This window comes from Streptomyces alanosinicus (assembly GCF_014650595.1).
GTDB classification, from domain to species: Bacteria; Actinomycetota; Actinomycetes; order Streptomycetales; family Streptomycetaceae; genus Streptomyces; species Streptomyces alanosinicus.
In genome coordinates this window covers 42,843-58,557 of record NZ_BMVG01000021.1, presented here as the reverse complement: position 1 = coordinate 58,557, position 15,715 = coordinate 42,843, and the positions used below count along the sequence as shown (strand labels likewise).

At 70.7% G+C, this 15,715-nt stretch carries 16 protein-coding genes; 7 read left to right on the top strand and 9 right to left on the bottom strand.

The genetic code is table 11. The annotated features are described in order from the left end of the window. Positions 1-2: 2 nt before the first annotated feature. The 4 genes from IE277_RS31270 to mce all read right to left on the bottom strand — a co-directional run bounded on the left by IE277_RS31270 (position 3) and on the right by mce (position 6,759). Complete coding sequence (locus IE277_RS31270) at positions 3-956, bottom strand: ABC transporter ATP-binding protein (RefSeq protein ID WP_189957069.1); 954 nt, start codon at positions 954-956, stop codon at positions 3-5. Positions 957-1,108: 152 nt separating this feature from the next. Further along, on the bottom strand, positions 1,109-2,044 hold the full coding sequence (locus IE277_RS31265; protein WP_189957068.1) for a coiled-coil domain-containing protein: 936 nt from the start codon (positions 2,042-2,044) through the stop codon (positions 1,109-1,111). 185 nt (positions 2,045-2,229) lie between these two features. Beyond that, the gene (gene scy / locus IE277_RS31260; RefSeq protein ID WP_189957067.1) at positions 2,230-6,111 is read right to left on the bottom strand and encodes a polarized growth protein Scy; all 3,882 of its coding nucleotides are present in this window, start codon (positions 6,109-6,111) and stop codon (positions 2,230-2,232) included. Between the two features lie 207 nt (positions 6,112-6,318). Further along, a complete protein-coding gene (gene mce / locus IE277_RS31255; protein ID WP_189957066.1) occupies positions 6,319-6,759 on the bottom strand; it encodes a methylmalonyl-CoA epimerase in 441 nt (146 codons plus the stop codon). A gap of 148 nt (positions 6,760-6,907) precedes the next feature. Between mce and IE277_RS31250 the strand changes: the two genes are divergently transcribed. The 3 genes from IE277_RS31250 to IE277_RS31240 all read left to right on the top strand — a co-directional run bounded on the left by IE277_RS31250 (position 6,908) and on the right by IE277_RS31240 (position 10,556). Then, positions 6,908-8,107, top strand: a complete 1,200-nt coding sequence (locus tag IE277_RS31250; RefSeq protein ID WP_189957065.1) for an acetyl-CoA C-acetyltransferase — start codon at positions 6,908-6,910, stop codon at positions 8,105-8,107. A gap of 96 nt (positions 8,108-8,203) precedes the next feature. Beyond that, positions 8,204-9,160 (top strand): methylmalonyl Co-A mutase-associated GTPase MeaB, encoded by a 957-nt coding sequence (meaB, locus tag IE277_RS31245; RefSeq protein ID WP_189957064.1) that lies wholly within the window; start codon positions 8,204-8,206, stop codon positions 9,158-9,160. Positions 9,161-9,308: 148 nt separating this feature from the next. Further along, complete coding sequence (locus IE277_RS31240) at positions 9,309-10,556, top strand: MFS transporter (RefSeq protein WP_229882107.1); 1,248 nt, start codon at positions 9,309-9,311, stop codon at positions 10,554-10,556. A 64-nt stretch (positions 10,557-10,620) separates the two neighbouring features. Here the strand turns inward: IE277_RS31240 and IE277_RS31235 are convergent, their stop codons facing one another. The 4 genes from IE277_RS31235 to IE277_RS31220 all read right to left on the bottom strand — a co-directional run bounded on the left by IE277_RS31235 (position 10,621) and on the right by IE277_RS31220 (position 13,287). After that, entirely contained in the window at positions 10,621-11,097 is a 477-nt protein-coding gene (locus tag IE277_RS31235) for a MarR family winged helix-turn-helix transcriptional regulator (protein WP_189957063.1), read from the bottom strand. A 92-nt stretch (positions 11,098-11,189) separates the two neighbouring features. After that, positions 11,190-12,005, bottom strand: coding sequence for an AIM24 family protein (locus tag IE277_RS31230; protein WP_189957062.1), 816 nt, complete (start codon positions 12,003-12,005; stop codon positions 11,190-11,192). Continuing rightward, positions 12,002-12,652, bottom strand: coding sequence for an AIM24 family protein (locus IE277_RS31225; protein ID WP_189957061.1), 651 nt, complete (start codon positions 12,650-12,652; stop codon positions 12,002-12,004). Before IE277_RS31225 ends, IE277_RS31230 begins: the two co-directional genes overlap by 4 nt. A 2-nt stretch (positions 12,653-12,654) precedes the next feature. After that, positions 12,655-13,287 (bottom strand): AIM24 family protein, encoded by a 633-nt coding sequence (locus IE277_RS31220; protein ID WP_189957134.1) that lies wholly within the window; start codon positions 13,285-13,287, stop codon positions 12,655-12,657. A 153-nt stretch (positions 13,288-13,440) separates the two neighbouring features. Here IE277_RS31220 and IE277_RS31215 point away from each other — a divergent pair, with 153 nt between their 5' ends. The 4 genes from IE277_RS31215 to IE277_RS31200 all read left to right on the top strand — a co-directional run bounded on the left by IE277_RS31215 (position 13,441) and on the right by IE277_RS31200 (position 15,335). Further along, on the top strand, positions 13,441-13,785 hold the full coding sequence (locus tag IE277_RS31215) for a DUF3817 domain-containing protein (RefSeq protein ID WP_189957060.1): 345 nt from the start codon (positions 13,441-13,443) through the stop codon (positions 13,783-13,785). After that, entirely contained in the window at positions 13,782-14,075 is a 294-nt protein-coding gene (locus tag IE277_RS31210) for an MTH1187 family thiamine-binding protein (protein ID WP_189957059.1), read from the top strand. Before IE277_RS31215 ends, IE277_RS31210 begins: the two co-directional genes overlap by 4 nt. 107 nt (positions 14,076-14,182) lie before the next feature. Further along, a complete protein-coding gene (locus IE277_RS31205; RefSeq protein ID WP_189957058.1) occupies positions 14,183-14,692 on the top strand; it encodes a MarR family winged helix-turn-helix transcriptional regulator in 510 nt (169 codons plus the stop codon). A gap of 166 nt (positions 14,693-14,858) precedes the next feature. Beyond that, positions 14,859-15,335: a hypothetical protein gene (locus IE277_RS31200; protein ID WP_229882106.1), complete on the top strand. Its 477-nt coding sequence runs from the start codon at positions 14,859-14,861 to the stop codon at positions 15,333-15,335. Between the two features lie 33 nt (positions 15,336-15,368). Here the strand turns inward: IE277_RS31200 and IE277_RS31195 are convergent, their stop codons facing one another. Then, complete coding sequence (locus tag IE277_RS31195; RefSeq protein WP_189957057.1) at positions 15,369-15,710, bottom strand: DUF3817 domain-containing protein; 342 nt, start codon at positions 15,708-15,710, stop codon at positions 15,369-15,371. Between the last annotated feature and the right edge of the window lie 5 nt (positions 15,711-15,715).

Sequence of the window (15,715 nt, the reverse complement as noted above, 5' to 3'; positions counted from 1 at the left end):
GCTCACGCCCCCTTCCAGCCGGTGCCCCACTCCCGCGCGGCGGCCCCGGGGTCGGCATGCGCGTGGTACTCCACGGACTCGGCCGTCAGCTGCATGAACGCCTCCTCCAGCGAGGCCTGCTGCGGGCTCAGTTCATGCAGCACGATCCCGTGCCGCGCGGCCAGCTCGCCGATCTGCTCGGCCTTGCCGCCGTCCACCTCCAGCACCCCGCCGCCCGCCTCCACGACGGTGATCCCGGCCTCGTGCAGCACATCGAGCAGCCGCTCGCGCTGCGGGGAGCTGATCCGCACATACGACCGCGAGTTCTCCCGGATGAAGTCGGGCATGGAGGTGTCCGCCAGCAGCCGGCCCTGCCCGATGACCACGAGGTGGTCGGCGGTCAGTGCCATCTCGCTCATCAGATGACTGGACACGAACACCGTCCGCCCCTGCGCGGCCAGCGATTTCATCAGGTTCCGGATCCAGTGGATGCCCTCCGGGTCGAGCCCGTTCACCGGCTCGTCGAACATCAGGATCCGTGGGTCCCCGAGCAGTGCCCCGGCGATCCCGAGCCGCTGTCCCATGCCCAGCGAGAACCCCTTGGCCTTCTTGCGCGCCACCGCGGTGAGCCCGACGGTGTCCAGGACCTCCGCCACCCGGCGCTTCGGGATCCCGTTGCTCTGCGCGAGACACAGCAGGTGGTTGTAGGCGCTGCGCCCGCCGTGCACGGCCTTGGCGTCCAGCAGCGCGCCGATGTACGTCAGCGGGTCCGTCAGTTGCGCGTAGTGCCTGCCGTCGATCCGGACGTCGCCGGCGGTGGGGTGGTCGAGACCCAGGATCATCCGCATCGTCGTGGACTTCCCGGCCCCGTTGGGCCCGAGGAAGCCGGTCACGATGCCGGGGCGCACGGCGAAGGTGAGGCGGTCGACCGCCACCTTGTCGCCGTACCGCTTGGTCAGCCCCGCCAGCTCGATCATGCGGCCACGCTAAGACGAGAAAAAGCCCCCTGCCACTTGAAGGCAGGGGGCTCAGAAGCGCCCCGAAGGGGCGCGAGGCCGCATCGGTATGCGGCTCGCCGCGTGGGCGCGACCAGCCACAACCGACCCGCGGTTCCCCGCACCCCGTTGGGTTACCGGGACTGCTGCGCCGGGACACCCCGGGAGATGGGCTCGTCGTCGCCCGGCGTGCCCGCGGCGGCGACCGCCGCACCGGTCAGCGTCGCCAGCATCTCGCGGACGTTCGTCAGCTGGGCGTTGATCGAGTCGCGGCGGTTGGTCAGCGCGGCGAGTTCGCGCTCGGATTCCGAACGGATGCGGTCCGCCTTGGCGTTGGCGTCGGCCACGATGTCCTCGGCCTGGCGCTGGGCCGTCTCCACCGTCTGGCGGGCGCGGCGCTCGGCGTCCGTGCGCAGCTTCTCCGCCTCCAGGCGGAGCTGCTCGGCGCGGTGCTCGATCTCCGCGAGCCGCTTCTCGGCCTTCTGCTGACGCGAGGCCAGGTCGCGCTCGGACTGCTCGCGGCGCTTGGCCAGATTCGTCTCGAAATCGGCGGCGGCCTGCGCGGCCTTGGCGCGGGTCTCCTCGAAGAGGGCGTCCGCCTCCTCGCGCTTGGACTGCGCGTCCTTCTGCGCCTCGGAACGCAGCCCGGAGGCGTCGGCCTTCGCCTTCTCGACGATCCGGACGCCCTCGTCCTCGGCCTTGGCCTTGCGCTCCGCGGCGTACGACTCGGCGTCGTTGCGGACCTGCTGGGCCGCCGACTCGGCGAGGTCACGGTGCTGTTCGGCCGCCCGCCGGGCCTCCTCACGCAGCTCCTTGGCCTCTTCTTCGGCCAGGCGCAGGATCTTCTCGACCCGCGCGCCGAGACCCGCGTACGACGGCTCGGCGTCGGCGACCTGGGCCTGGGCGTTCTGCGTTTCGAGGTGCAGCTCCTCGATGCGCTTTTCCAGGGCGGTGATGCGGGCGAGAGCGCTGTCACGGTCGGAGACGAGCTTGGAGATACGTTCGTCCACCTGAGCGCGGTCGTACCCACGCCGCACAAGCTCGAAGCCGTAGGGGGAAGTGTCGCTCATGGGGTTCCTGTCGAATGAGACCGGTGAGGTGATAGGGGGAATCCTAGGGGCCGAAGCGGTGTGTCATCGAGCGGATACGTGTTTGATCTGGAGAATGAGACTTCTTTCGGGTGGCTGACTGTCAGAGAGCTTGCCAAAAGAACTGGGGCAAAGCCCCCAGAAGACACCGGAACGTGCCTCTTACGCTAGCTCTCTGACGACTTGCCACCCGAACGGGGGGCACCCACCGTCGCACCGGCCTTGACTCCGCCGTCCTTGCCGGACGCCGGGGCCTCGAAGGACTCCAACGCCTCCAGGACGTCCTGGACACGGGAGATCTCGGCATTGATGTCCTCGCGCCGGCGCACCAGGATCTCCAGCTCGCGCTTGCCCTCCTCGACCGTGCGCCGGGCCTCGCGGATCGCCTCGGCCTTCAGCTCCTCGGCCTCCTTGACCAGGCTGGCCTTCTTCTGCTCGGCCTCCTTGAGCAGCCCCTCCGCCTTCTTGACGGCGGCGATACGCACCTTGCCCGCCTCGGAGTTGGCGTCCGACACCAGCTCCTTGGCCTTCGCCTCCGCCTTCTCCAGCTGCTCCTCGGCGGCCGTGATGAGCGCGTCACAGCGGTCGCCGGTGGACTTCATGGTCTCGGCGGCCTCGCGACGGGCCCGCTCGTGCAGTTCCTCGATCTCGGCGGTGATGCGCTCGCGCAGCTCCTCCGCGCGCTCCCTGATCGCGGTCGCGTCCCGGCGGGCACCGACCAGCAGCTCGTCGGCGTCCGTACGCGCCTTCTCCACCAGGGAGTTGCCCTCGATCGTCGACTCGGACACGATCCGGTCGGCCTCGCTGCGGGCCGCGCCCACCATCGTGTCCGCCTGCGACTCGGCGTCCGCGGTGGTCTTCAGCGCCTGCTGCTGCGCCTCGCCGAGCAGCTTGTCCGCCTCGGCCGTGGTCTCGGTGATGAGCGTGTCGACCTGCTCGGCCGCCTCCGAACGCCGCTTGTTGGCGTCCTTGCGGGCCTCGTCCAGGGTCCGCTCGGACTCCTCGCGCGCGGAGCTGACGAGCCGTTCGGCCGCCGCCTCCGCGTCCGCCTTGAGCCGCTCGGCCTCCGCCCGCACCCGCTCGGCGTGCGCCTGCGCCGAGCCGACGGTCTCGGCGGCCTCCGCGCGCAGCCGCTCGGCCTCGCCGGTGGCCTCACCGACGAGCCGCTCGGCGGCCGCCAGCGCCTCCGCGCGCACACGCTCGGCCTCGGCGGCGGTCTCCGACTGCAGCCGCTCGGCCTCGGCGACCGTCTCGGTCTGCAGCCGCTCGGCTTCGTTACGGGCCTCGGTGATGAGGGTGTCGGCCTGGGTCGCCGCGTCCGAACGGATCCGGTTGGCGTCCTCGCGGGCGTCCGCCCGGGTACGGGCCGCCGCCTGGTCGGCCTCGGCGAGTGCGTCCGAGGCCTCCGTGCGCACCCGCTGGGCGTACTCGGAGGTGTCCGCGCGCAGCCGCTCGGCCTCCGTGATCGCCTCCGCGACCGTACGCTCGGCCAGCGCCTTGGCGGCCTCCGTCTCCTCGGTCACCTCGCGCCTGATCCGTGAGGCGTCCTCGCTCGCCCGCTCCCGCTCGGCGTAGGCGTCGGCGCGGACCCGGTCCGCCTCCTCCTCGGCCTCCCGCCGCGTACGGTCCGCCGCGTGCTCGGCGGCCGAGCGCAGCCCGGTGATCTCCTCCTGCGCCTGCTCGTGCAGCCCGGCGACGGAGTCCCGTACCTGCTGGGCGTGGAGCTCGGCGGCGGAGACCATCTCGGTGGCGCGCCGGTCGGCCTCCTCCACCAGCCGGACCGCCTCGGCCTGCGCCTCCTCGACCCGCTTGCGGGCGGAGGCCAGCAGCTCCTCGCTCTGCTCGCGGGCCCGCTCGCGCTCCTGGTCGGCCTCGGCGCGCGCGGCACCGAGCGTCTCCTCGGCCTCGCGGCGGCGCCGGGCGGCCTCCTCCTGGGCGGCGGCCAGCGTCTCGGAGGCCTCCGCGCCGAGCCGCTCGGCGGCGGCCTGGGCCTCCGCGCGCACCCGGTCGGCGGTCTCCTGCGCCTCCGCCTTCAGCCGCTCGGCCTCGGCGGCGGCCTCGGAGCGCAGTCGTACGGCGATGGTCTCGCCCTCGGCGCGGGAGGCGGACGCGTCGGCCGCGGCCTCGGTGCGCAGCCGTTCGGCCTCGGCCTCGGCCTGCTCCTGGAGCGTGCGGATCCGGTCCGCCGACTCCGTGCGCAGCCGCTCGCTCTCCTCGCCGGCCTCGCGGCGGATCCGGGCGGCGTCCTCGCGGCCTTCGGTCAGCGCCTGCTCGGCCGAGGCCAGCCGCTCCTGCGCCTCGGCGTGCAGCCGGGCCAGCTCCTCGGCGGCCTCGGTGCGGCGGGCCTCGACGGCGCGCTCGGTCTCCTCGCGCAGCTCACGGGCGGCACTCTCGGCGTCCGTACGGACCGTCTCGCCCTGCTCGTCGGCCTCGGCGCGCAGCCGCTCGGCCTCCTTGCGGGCGCGGTCCAGGGTCTCCTCGGCCTGCCTGCGCAGTGCCGTGGCCCGCTCGATGGCCTCGGTGCGGACCTTCTCGCTGTCGGTGGTCGCGCCCTGCCGCAGTTCGTCGGCGTCCGCCCTGGCCTTGGCCAGCAGCTCCTCGGCGGACCTGGCCGCCTCCTCGATCTGCCCGACCGCCTCCCGGCGGGCCTCCGCGCGGATCGACTCGCCCTCGGCGACCGCGTCGGCGCGCAGCTGCTCGGCCTCGCCGCGCAGCCGGCGGGCCTCCTCCTGCAGCTCGACCGTCTTGGCGCGGTACTCCTTGGTGTCGTCCTTCGCCGCGCCCTTGAGCTGCTCGGCGATGTCGTGCGCCTCGGCGCGCAGCCGGTCCGCCTCGGCCTCGGCCTCGGTGCGGATCCGCTCGGCCTCCTCGGTGGCGGCCTTGGTGGTCCGCTGGGCGTCCTCGGACGCCTTGTTGAGGACGTCCTCGGCGGTCTTCGCCGCCCTGCCCAGCTGGGACGCGGTCTCCTCGGCGGTGACCGTACGGGCCTTCTCGGCGGCCTCGGCGACGATCTTCTCGGCCTCGGCGCGGGCGTCCGCGACCAGCTGCTCGGCGTCGGACCGGGTGGTCTCGGCCTCCTTGGTGGCCTCCTCGACCAGCCGGGCGACCTGCTCCTTGGCCGTGCGTGTGCGGGCCTCGCCGGCGGCCTCGGCGCTCGCGAGCGTCTTGGCGGCGGCCTGCTCGGCTTCGGTGACCGCCTTCTCGGCCTCGGCCTGCGCCTTGCGCAGCGCCTCCTCGGCCGCGGCCATCCGCTCCTCGGCGGCCCGGCTCAGCTCGGTGGCCCGGCGGCGGGCGGTGTCCGACTCGCCGGCCGCGTCGGTGCGCAGCCGCTCGGCGTGGTCGGTGGCCTCCTGGGCCTGGGTGGACGCCGCGTTCAGCAGGCGCTCGGCGTCCGTGCGGGCGCGGCGCAGCAGCTGCTCGGCCTCCGCGCGGGCCGCCTCGGCGTCGCTCTGCAGCCGCTCGCGGGCCTCCCGGGCGATCCGCTCGGCCTCCGCGCGGGCGGTGGCCATCGCCTGGTCGGCCTCGGTGCGGGACTCGTCCAGGAGCCGGCGGGCCTGCTGCTCGGTGCGGGCACGCAGCTGCTCCGCCCAGGCCACGTTCTCGTTGACGTGCGACTCGACGGTGGCGCGGCGCTCGGCCAGCTCCTGGTCGAGCTGCTGGCGCCGGGTCACCGCCTCCTGGTGCAGTTCGGCCTGGAGCCGGGCGGCCTGCTCGGCGTGCTCCTGCAGGATCCGCTGCGTCTGCGCACGGGCCTCCGTCGCCATCCGCTCGGCGTCCTGGCGCAGCTGGTCGGCCTGCATCTGGGCATTGCGGAGCAACTGCTCGGCCTGATAGCCGATGTCACCGCCGTCGAAGGCGGGCCGGGTCATGAGGGTGCGGCGCGCCTCGTGCAGCTTGGCGCGCAGCACCTCGACCTGGTAGCCGAGGTCCTCGGCGTGCTGGATCGCCTTCTCCCGCTCGGTCCTCAGCCGCTTCATCTCGGCCTCGAACCGAGAGAGGTGGTCGACGTCAGCCGCCGGCTCTCGCTCCTGGCTCTCGTAGCCCCGCACTGCGCGGTCCCATCCGTCCCCTGGTCAGCTTCTCCAACGAGCTCCGTCCATCCGCCGAACGGGGCCCCCGGGGAAATGGTGTCAGATCAACGGCGGAGCACGGGCTGCTGCCCCGACGCTCGTCCCCCGAAACCCGGACCCCGGCATGCGGTCGCCCCGTGGTGAGGGACGACCGCCCCCAACCCTACCGGCCCTTATGTACGGGGGTCAGTGCTCGGGCGACTCAACCGGGGCCGAAGTGACCAGTTCTGTGAGGACGCCATGGCAGTCCTTGGGGTGCAGGAAGGTGATCCGCGACCCCATGGAGCCCCGGCGCGGCTCGTCGTAGAGCACGCGTACGCCCTTGCCCCGGATCGCCTCGGAGTCGGCGTCCACATCCGCCGTGCCGAAGGCGATGTGATGCACGCCCTCGCCGTTCTTGGCCAGCCACTTGCCGACCGCGGAGTCCTCGCGGGTCGGCTCCAGCAGCTGGAGGTAGGAGGCCCCGCCGTCCGAGGTCTCGTTGATCTTGAGCATGGCCTCGCGTACGCCCTGCTCCTCGTTGACCTCGGTGTGGAACACCTCGAAGCCGTACGTTTCCTTGTAGAACTCGACGGTCGCGTCGAGGTCGTGGCAGGCGATCCCGATGTGGTCGATTCGCGTCAGCATGGATTCAGTGCAGCGCGCCGAGGATGGTTACGCAACGTGCGCGCGATCACACCGACGGCCCGATGACGGCACGGAGTGCCATCAGTACATTCGAAGTAAACCCTCGTTCACTCCTCGGCTGTGCAGGCCGGTAAGGGGATCGCAGCTCATGCCTTCTGGAACGACCAGCTCGGTGATCGTCGCGGGTGCGCGTACGCCCATGGGACGACTTCTTGGCTCCCTCAAGTCCTTCTCCGGCGCCGACCTCGGCGGCTTCGCGATCAAGGCCGCCCTCGACCGTGCGGGGATCGGCGGCGACCAGGTGCAGTACGTGATCATGGGCCAGGTGCTCCAGGCCGGCGCCGGCCAGATCCCGGCCCGCCAGGCGGCGGTCAAGGCCGGCATCCCGATGAACGTCCCGGCGCTCACCGTCAACAAGGTGTGTCTCTCCGGCCTCGACGCCATCGCCCTGGCCGACCAGCTGATCCGCGCCGGTGAGTTCGACATCGTCGTGGCGGGCGGCCAGGAGTCCATGACCAACGCCCCGCACCTGCTGCCGAAGTCCCGCGAGGGCTTCAAGTACGGCGCGATCGAGATGCTCGACGCGATGGCCCACGACGGCCTGACCGACTCCTTCGAGGGCATCGCCATGGGCGAGTCGACGGAGAAGCACAACACCCGCCTCGGGATCCGGCGCCCCGAGCAGGACGAGATCGCCGCCCTGTCGCACCAGCGGGCCGCCGCCGCGCAGAAGAACGGCCTGTTCGAGGCCGAGATCACCCCGGTGGAGATCCCGCAGCGCAAGGGCGACCCGGTGCTGTTCAGCAAGGACGAGGGCATCCGCGGCGACACCACCGCCGAGTCTCTCGGCAAGCTGCGCCCGGCCTTCGCCAAGGACGGCACGATCACCGCCGGGTCGGCCTCGCAGATCTCCGACGGCGCCGCCGCCGTGGTCGTGATGAGCAAGGCCAAGGCCGAGGAGCTGGGCCTGACCTGGCTCGCCGAGATCGGCGCGCACGGCAATGTGGCCGGCCCGGACAACTCGCTGCAGTCCCAGCCGTCCAACGCCATACTGCACGCCCTGAAGAAGGACGGCCTGGAGGTCTCCGACCTCGACCTCATCGAGATCAACGAGGCCTTCGCCGCGGTCGCCGTGCAGTCAATGAAGGACCTCGGCGTGTCCACGGAAAAGGTGAACGTCAACGGCGGCGCCATCGCGCTGGGTCACCCGATCGGCATGTCCGGTGCGCGTCTCGTGCTCCACCTGGCGCTCGAACTCAAGCGCCGCGGCGGCGGGGTCGGCGCGGCCGCGCTGTGCGGTGGCGGCGGCCAGGGCGACGCGCTCATCGTGCGCGTGCCGAAGGCCTGAGTCCCCCCCCAAGGCCTGAGTTCCCGCTGTATCCAAGGCCTGAGTTCTCGCTGTATGTCGCTGAAGGTTCGTCGCTGAAGTGAACGGAGCTGTTTGATGCAGGACGTCTCCTCTCTGGTGGCCGGGGCCAGGGACGGCCGGCCGCGCGCCGTGGCCCGGCTGATCTCCCTGGTGGAGGGGGCGTCCCCGCAGCTCAGGGAGGTCATGGCGGCGCTGGCGCCACTGACCGGCAAGGCGTATGTGGTGGGCCTGACCGGGTCCCCGGGAGTCGGCAAGTCGACATCGACCTCGGCGCTGGTGAGTGCCTATCGCAAACAGGGAAAGCGGGTCGGCGTCCTGGCCGTCGACCCGTCCTCCCCGTTCTCCGGCGGCGCCCTGCTCGGCGACCGCGTCCGGATGTCCGAGCACGCCTCCGACCCCGGTGTCTACATCCGCTCCATGGCCACCCGCGGCCATCTCGGCGGCCTCGCCTGGTCGGCGCCCCAGGCGATCCGCGTCCTGGACGCGGCCGGCTGCGACGTGATCCTGGTCGAGACGGTCGGCGTCGGCCAGTCGGAGGTCGAGATCGCCTCGCAGGCGGACACCAGCGTGGTGCTGCTCGCCCCGGGCATGGGCGACGGCATCCAGGCGGCGAAGGCGGGCATCCTGGAGATCGGCGATGTGTACGTCGTCAACAAGGCCGACCGGGACGGTGCCGACGCCACGGCCCGCGAGCTGAACCACATGCTGGGCCTCGGCGAGTCCCGCGGTCCCGGCGACTGGCGTCCGCCGATCGTGAAGACGGTCGCGGCCCGTGCCGAGGGCATCGACGAGGTCGTGGAGGCCCTGGAGAAGCATCGCGCGTGGATGGAAGAGCACGGTGTGCTCGCCGAGCGCCGCAGGGCCCGCGCGGCCCGAGAGACGGAGGCCATCGCCGTGACCTCGCTGCGCGAGCGCATCGGCGACCTGCACGGCGACCGCCGCCTCGGCGCGCTCGCCGAACGCATCGTCGCGGGCGAACTGGACCCCTACCGCGCGGCGGACGAACTGGTGGCGGGCCTGACGCAGAGCTGAGTTCCCCCAACCGGCCTGCCCGGCTGCTAGATTGACACACATGTTCCTCACCTTGGCGTAGAGCGCACACCGGACCGCGGGGCCGCCGACCAGGCCCTCGCGGACCTTCGGTGTCCCTGTCTCCCGCCTCCCGCAGAGGAACATCAGCATGTCCACGCATGCCCCCGCGCGGCCCTCGTACGCCGCCGTGCTGCGCGTCCCGCACGCGCGCCGCGCCTTCGCCTCCGCCCTGACGGCCCGCCTGTCCTACGGCACGGTGTCGCTCTCGGCGCTGCTGTCCGTCACCCGGGCCACCGGGTCCTACGCCGTCTCCGGTGCGATCATGGCGCTGTTCGGCGCGGCGACGGTCTTCCTGATGCCGTTCCGGGCCGCCCTGATCGACCGCCACGGCCCGCGCCGCGCCCTGCTGCCCATGGCGGGCCTCTACGGCGCCCTGCTCTGCCTGCTGGCCGCCCTGACCTGGCGCCCCGGGGCGTCACCGGTGGCCATGGGTGCCGCGGCTGCCCTCGCGGGCGCCTGTGCGCCTCCACTGGGTCCGACGATGCGTGCCCTGTGGTCCGAACTCGTCGCCGACCGCGGTCTGCTGCAGCGTGCCTACAGCCTGGACGGTGTTGCCGAGGAACTGCTGTATGTCTCCGGCCCGGCCCTGGTCGGCGCGCTGATGGGCTTCGCCCCGCCGGCGTCCGGGATCCTGCTGAGCGCGCTGCTGGTCACCGGCGGTACGAGCGTCTTCGTCTCGTCCCCGGCGCTGCCCGGCCCGCGTCCCCCGCAGTCGCGGCAGAAGCCCGGCGGACTGTCCGGCCTGATGCCCGCCGTCGCCGTGGCCGTCGGCGTCGGACTGGCCCTCAGCGGGGTGGACCTGCTGGCGATGGCCTTCGTCACCCGGCACTCCTACGACCCCGGCCTCGTCCCCTGGGTCCTGGGCGCGCTCTCGGCGGGCAGCGCGGTGGGCGGACTGGTCAACGGGGCGGTGCGGTGGCGTGCGCCGGCCCGCGTACGGCTGTCCGGGTTCGCCGTGGGCTTGGGGCTGGTGATCGCGGTGGCCGGCCTGGCTCCCGGCATATGGACCCTCACGGCGGCGATGGCCTGCGCCGGAGCGTTCATCGCGCCCGCTCTGACGACGGCGTATCTGCTGGCCGCGGAGACGGCGGCCGAAGGCTCGGGCACGCAGGCCGGGGCCTGGGTGAACACGGGGGTCAACGCCGGGAGCTCGGCCGGCGTGATGGTGACCGGGGTGCTCATCGGGCGGATGCCGCTGGGGGTGTGCTTCCTGTTGGCGGGCGCGGCGGCCGCGCTGCCCGCGGTGGCGTCGTGCCGCCGCCGCGACAGGCGGACCGAACCGGCCGGTCGCACCCACACGGCGGAGCCTGCCGTGAGCACAGTCGCACACCGCTAGGGCATCGCGGCTGCCGTCGGTCGGGTGGCCCCCGACGGCAGCCGCAGCGCAGACCGCTGCGAGCCTAGGGGCGGCCCCGCTGTCCCCTGAGGTGCTCGGCGATCGGCTTGAGGGCCTTGTCCAGCTCCGTCAGCGCCTCCGGCGACAGCAGATCGATGAAGTGCCGTCGCACGGAGGCGACATGATGTGGCGCCACCTTCTTCATCGTGTCCATGCCGTGCTCGGTCAGTACGGCGAACAGCCCCCGCCGGTCGGACTCGCAGTTCTCGCGGCGCACCAGATTCGCGTTCTCCATCCGGGTGATCTGGTGCGACAGCCGGCTCTTGGACTGGAGGGTCGCGGAGGCGAGATCACTCATCCGCATGCGTACGTCGTCCGACTCGGACAAGTTAACGAGGATCTCGTAGTCGTTCATAGTCAGGCCGAACGGCTGCAGATCCTTCTCCAGCTGGTACGTCAACAGCCTGTTGACCTCCAGGTGGGTGCGCCAGGCGCACTGTTCCGCATCGGTCAGCCAGTGCGTGGCCGTCTCGGTCTCCATGAATGAAGTCTACCTAAGAAGTTGAATGACGAACTACTCTGGATGGTGTGACAGTGCGCACGCGTTCGACGTCACACTCCGCAGACTACCGCTCACAGCCCGAAGCGACGCTGGAGGTCTCCCAGCTGTCCGGGAAGGCGCGGTCCTGCCGGTGATTGCGGACCGTGTCCACCCGGTGCCGCTCCGCCACCTCCGGGCACCCCCGGTTCGGACGGCACGGCCCCCGTCGCCGTCTCGCCCATGAGGGTCTCCGAGGACTGCAGCAGGACCGTCCCGGCGCCCACGAACTCGAACTGGTGCTCCTCGCCGGAGGCCCCGCCGAGGCCCGTCATCGCACGTAGACCGCCCAGTACACCCGTCAGATAACCATGGTCGTAGTGATGGCACGGCGACGGGCAGTCGGCCCACCCGACGAGCGCCTGCGGGTCGACCCGGATCGGAGGTTCCATGAACACCACCGGACCGTTAGATGCGGCCACAAACTTTCCGGTTCCGATAAGGGTCAGAAAACCCGGCACGATCGACTGCTTGAGCGCGAGACTTGGCTGAAAAGCGAGCAGGTTGCCCGCGCGAATGGTCAAGTTCCCGTCGTCCAGGTCGTAGGAGTTGACGTCGAAGGCCCGGTCGGCGAGGAGCATCCGGCCCGAGCCCGTCGCCACGACCCAGTCGCTCGCGTGCAGTGGCGAATGGAATGCCGTGCGGACAATTCGGTCGAGTTGGCCGTGCCCGATGCCGTTGAACTCGATCGCCCCGTAGTAGGCGATCATCTTCCCCTTCTGCAGGAACCACTGCCCGCTCTTGAGCTCGACGCAGAACGTGTACTTGTTGACGTTGTCGTCGACGGGCAGGGTCATCGGGTCGTACACGACCGGTCCCGGTCCGCCGCCCGGAGTTCCGTAGGTGCTCACAGCTTCTCCTCCGATGCCTGGACGTACACCGTGCCGCTGCCGCTCAGCTCCAGCTGGAAGGCCTCGCCGGAGCCGCGTCCCACCATCTCGCGCCAGCCGAGCGCGGCGGAGAGTTTGTTGCGGACATCGCCGTGATGGGCGACGTACGCCTGGGGGTCGACGTGGACCGGGCGCTGGGGGGTGATCGGGATCTCGAAGACGCCGCCGTGCGCCATCACGGCGACCGAGCCCTGCCCCTGGAGGGTGGTGGTGAACAGGCCCTGGCCGGTGACCTGCCCGCGGACCATGCCCATCACCCCGCCCTGCGAGCCCATGAACATCGTGCCCTGGCGCAGCGTGCCCTCGAAGGCGAGCAGCCGGTCGGCCTCGACGTAGAGGGTGTCGCCGGTGAGGTTGATGACGTGGACGTGGTGGCCGCCGTGCCCGAAGAAGACCGTGCCGCTGCCCTCGACGGTCATCAGCGGCGTCGCCTCACCGGTCACCCGGCGCCCGAGCATGGACATCAGCCCGCCCTGGCCGCCCTGGATGTTCGGCGTGAAGGACACGTCCCCCTTGTACGCGAGCATCGCCCCGCGCTGGCTGTACAGCAGCTGGCCGGGGAACACCGTCGCCTCGACCATCTTGGAGTTGATCTCCCGGAACGCCATGTCTACAGATCCCCCGCGATCGTGTTCCGCTCGCTCGGCTGGACGTAGACCAGGCCGTCGCCCTCGAAGCGGATCTGGAAGGCCTCGCCGCCGCCCTCGCCGAAGAACGTGCGGTACGTCACTCCGGACTGGAAGGTCTGGCGGACACTGCCCTGGTGGGCGATGTAGGCGCCCGGGTCGACGATCAGCGGGTACTGCGGGCTGACCCGGAGCGCGACCGCCGGCCCGTCGGACATGATCGCCGCCTGTCCGTGTCCCTCGACGGTCGTCGTGAACAGTCCGTTGCCCTGCGAGGCGCCGCGCAGCCCGGTGAACGTGGTGCCCGTCCGCAGCCCCGCGTCGGTCGCGAGCAGATTGCTGGACTCCACGAAGAGCTTGTCGCCCTGGAGGCCGACCAGGTTGATCTCCGATGCCCGGTCGGCGAACCAGCATGTGCCGTGGCCCTTCACCTCCATCACTGTCATCTGCTCACCGGTGAGCCGCCGGGTCACCATCCCGCGCAGCCCTTCACCCCCACCGGTGAGCTTCTTGAAGCTCATCTGCCCGTCGTACGCGACCATCGAGCCGTTCTTCGCTTTCACGGCATCACCGGTCATGTCGACGGCGAGCACCTTGCTGCCTTGCAGTCGGAACATCGCCACGCAGCGAAAGTTAGCCGTGCCACGGGTGCACGGAACAGGCCCCCCGGGTGGATACCGACCCTGAGCGCACCCCTACGGGCGTCGTTTGCCACAATGGGTGAACGCTTGTGCGTTGGTTCACAAATAAGACTCCCCCTAAGGTGACCCGTGGACATCAAGACCGCCACCGCCCTCCGCCGCCTCCGCCTGGTCTCGGCCCCGGAGGCCGTGTCCTTCCTGATCCTGCTCGTCTGCTCGGTGCTGAAGCGGACCTCGGACTTCAACGCGGTCCCCGTCATGGGCGCGGTCCATGGCGTCCTGTTCGTCCTGTACGTGATCTTCTGGGCGGATGCCTGGAACCGCACCAAGTGGCCGCTGAAGACCGCCGCCCTCTACTTCGTCCTCTCGGTGCTGCCCACCGGCGGTTTCTTCGCGGAGCGCAAGCTGCGCCGTGAGGCCGAGAACGCGGTCATCGCGGCCCGCGCCCGCAAGGAAGGAGTCGTCAACGCATGATCGTCGCCTTCTCCGTGACGCCGCTCGGCGTCGGCGAGGACGTGGGGGAGTACGTCGCCGACGCCGTCCGCGTGGTGCGCGAGTCGGGCCTGCCCAACCGGACCGACGCGATGTTCACGTCCGTCGAGGGTGAGTGGGACGAGGTCATGGACGCCGTCAGGCGTGCCGTCGCCGCGGTGGAGGAGCGGGCGCCGCGGGTCTCCCTCGTCCTCAAGGCCGACATCCGCCCCAGCGTGACCGACGGGCTGACGTCGAAGGTCGAGACGGTGGAGCGGCATCTCGCGCAGTAGGCTCCGCCGGTCACGGCCGACGCGCCTGCCGCTTGTCAGGTCCGCGCTGGACCGAAAGCCGAGACGGGGGCTGCCCGGAATATGACCGGCCGGTAGGGTCTCATGACGTGCCGAAGCCACTCAGTCTCCCCTTCGACCCCATCGCCCGTGCCGACGAGCACTGGAAGCAGCGCTGGGGAAACGTGCCGTCCATGGCCGCGATCACCTCGATCATGCGGGCCCAGCAGATCCTGCTCGCCGAGGTGGACGCGGTGGTCAAGCCGTACGGACTGACGTTCGCACGCTACGAGGCACTGGTGCTGCTCACCTTCTCCAAGGCCGGCGAGCTGCCCATGTCCAAGATCGGTGAGCGGCTCATGGTGCATCCCACGTCCGTGACGAACACCGTGGACCGCCTGGTGACGTCGGGGCTGGTCGCCAAACGCCCCAACCCCAACGACGGGCGCGGCACGCTCGCCGTCATCACCGACAGGGGCCGCGAGGTGGTCGACGCCGCCACCCGCGACCTCATGGCCATGGATTTCGGACTCGGTGTGTACGACGCGGAGGAATGCGCCGAGATCTTCGCCATGCTCCGCCCCCTACGGGTCGCGGCACATGATTTCGACGAGGACTGACGAACGTCAGCCGTCGCGTGGCCTGTACTCCTCAACAGTGGATTTCACCTCGCTGAGCTGCAGAAACGCTCACCCTGGAGGATGACCTTGAGATCCTTTGGGGGACGAATCGGATGATCGGAAACCGGTTCGTCCTCGGGTCTCATCCTCAGGACAGGGAGCAGTAGTGGGCGTCGCAACAGTGGTTCGCAAGGCACTGACCGTCGCGAGCGTGCTGGCACTTGGTGCCGCTGGCTCGCTTGTGTCGTCGGGTCCGGCCTACGCGGGCGCGACGGGGACGGCGGTCATCGGGAGTTTCAGCTACGACCTGCACGGCGCGGGCGTGAAGGTGCCCGTGGGCTGCTTCCTCACGCACAGCATCGAAGGCTCGGGCAAACGCATCAGCTCCGAGCTTGCGGGTGTCGACTGCTTCGGGCTTGCCGTCACCTTTTCCAAGTTCTGCAACTGGAGGATCGACTTCGGCTACGCGGACACCGAGAACAGGATCTACAAGACCTCGCGCGGCGTGACCCACACGGAGTGCAAGGGTGACCCGCTGCGCAGGGCCGGTGCGCGGACGCTGCCCCACTACGGCAAGGCGTGTGCGAGGTTCTATGTGAATGGCAGGCTTCGCGCGACGCAGTGCCACTTCATCACGAAGTGAGTTCCCGTCGGCGCGGCTGTGGCCGCGCCGGTATCAGACCGCGGCCGGCTTGGGTGCGGGTTCCTCGGCGATGAGCGGCTGGACCTCGCGCGTCACCCGGCGCTCGACGAAGAAGGCGGCGGTGGGGATGGTGCCGGCGAGCAGCATCCACAGAAGGCGGCCCAGCGGCATCTTCGCCTTGTTGCCCAGGTCGAAGGCGAAGACCAGATAGATGACGTACAGCCAGCCGTGGGCGATACCGACACCTGTCACGAAACTGTCGAATCCATCCATGTGCAGCAGGCGCTTCCCGATCACGCCGATGGTCAGTGCGATCAGCAGCACGGCCGTGACATAGGCCATCACCCGGTAGCGGGTCAAGACGCTCTTCTTCATGGCGT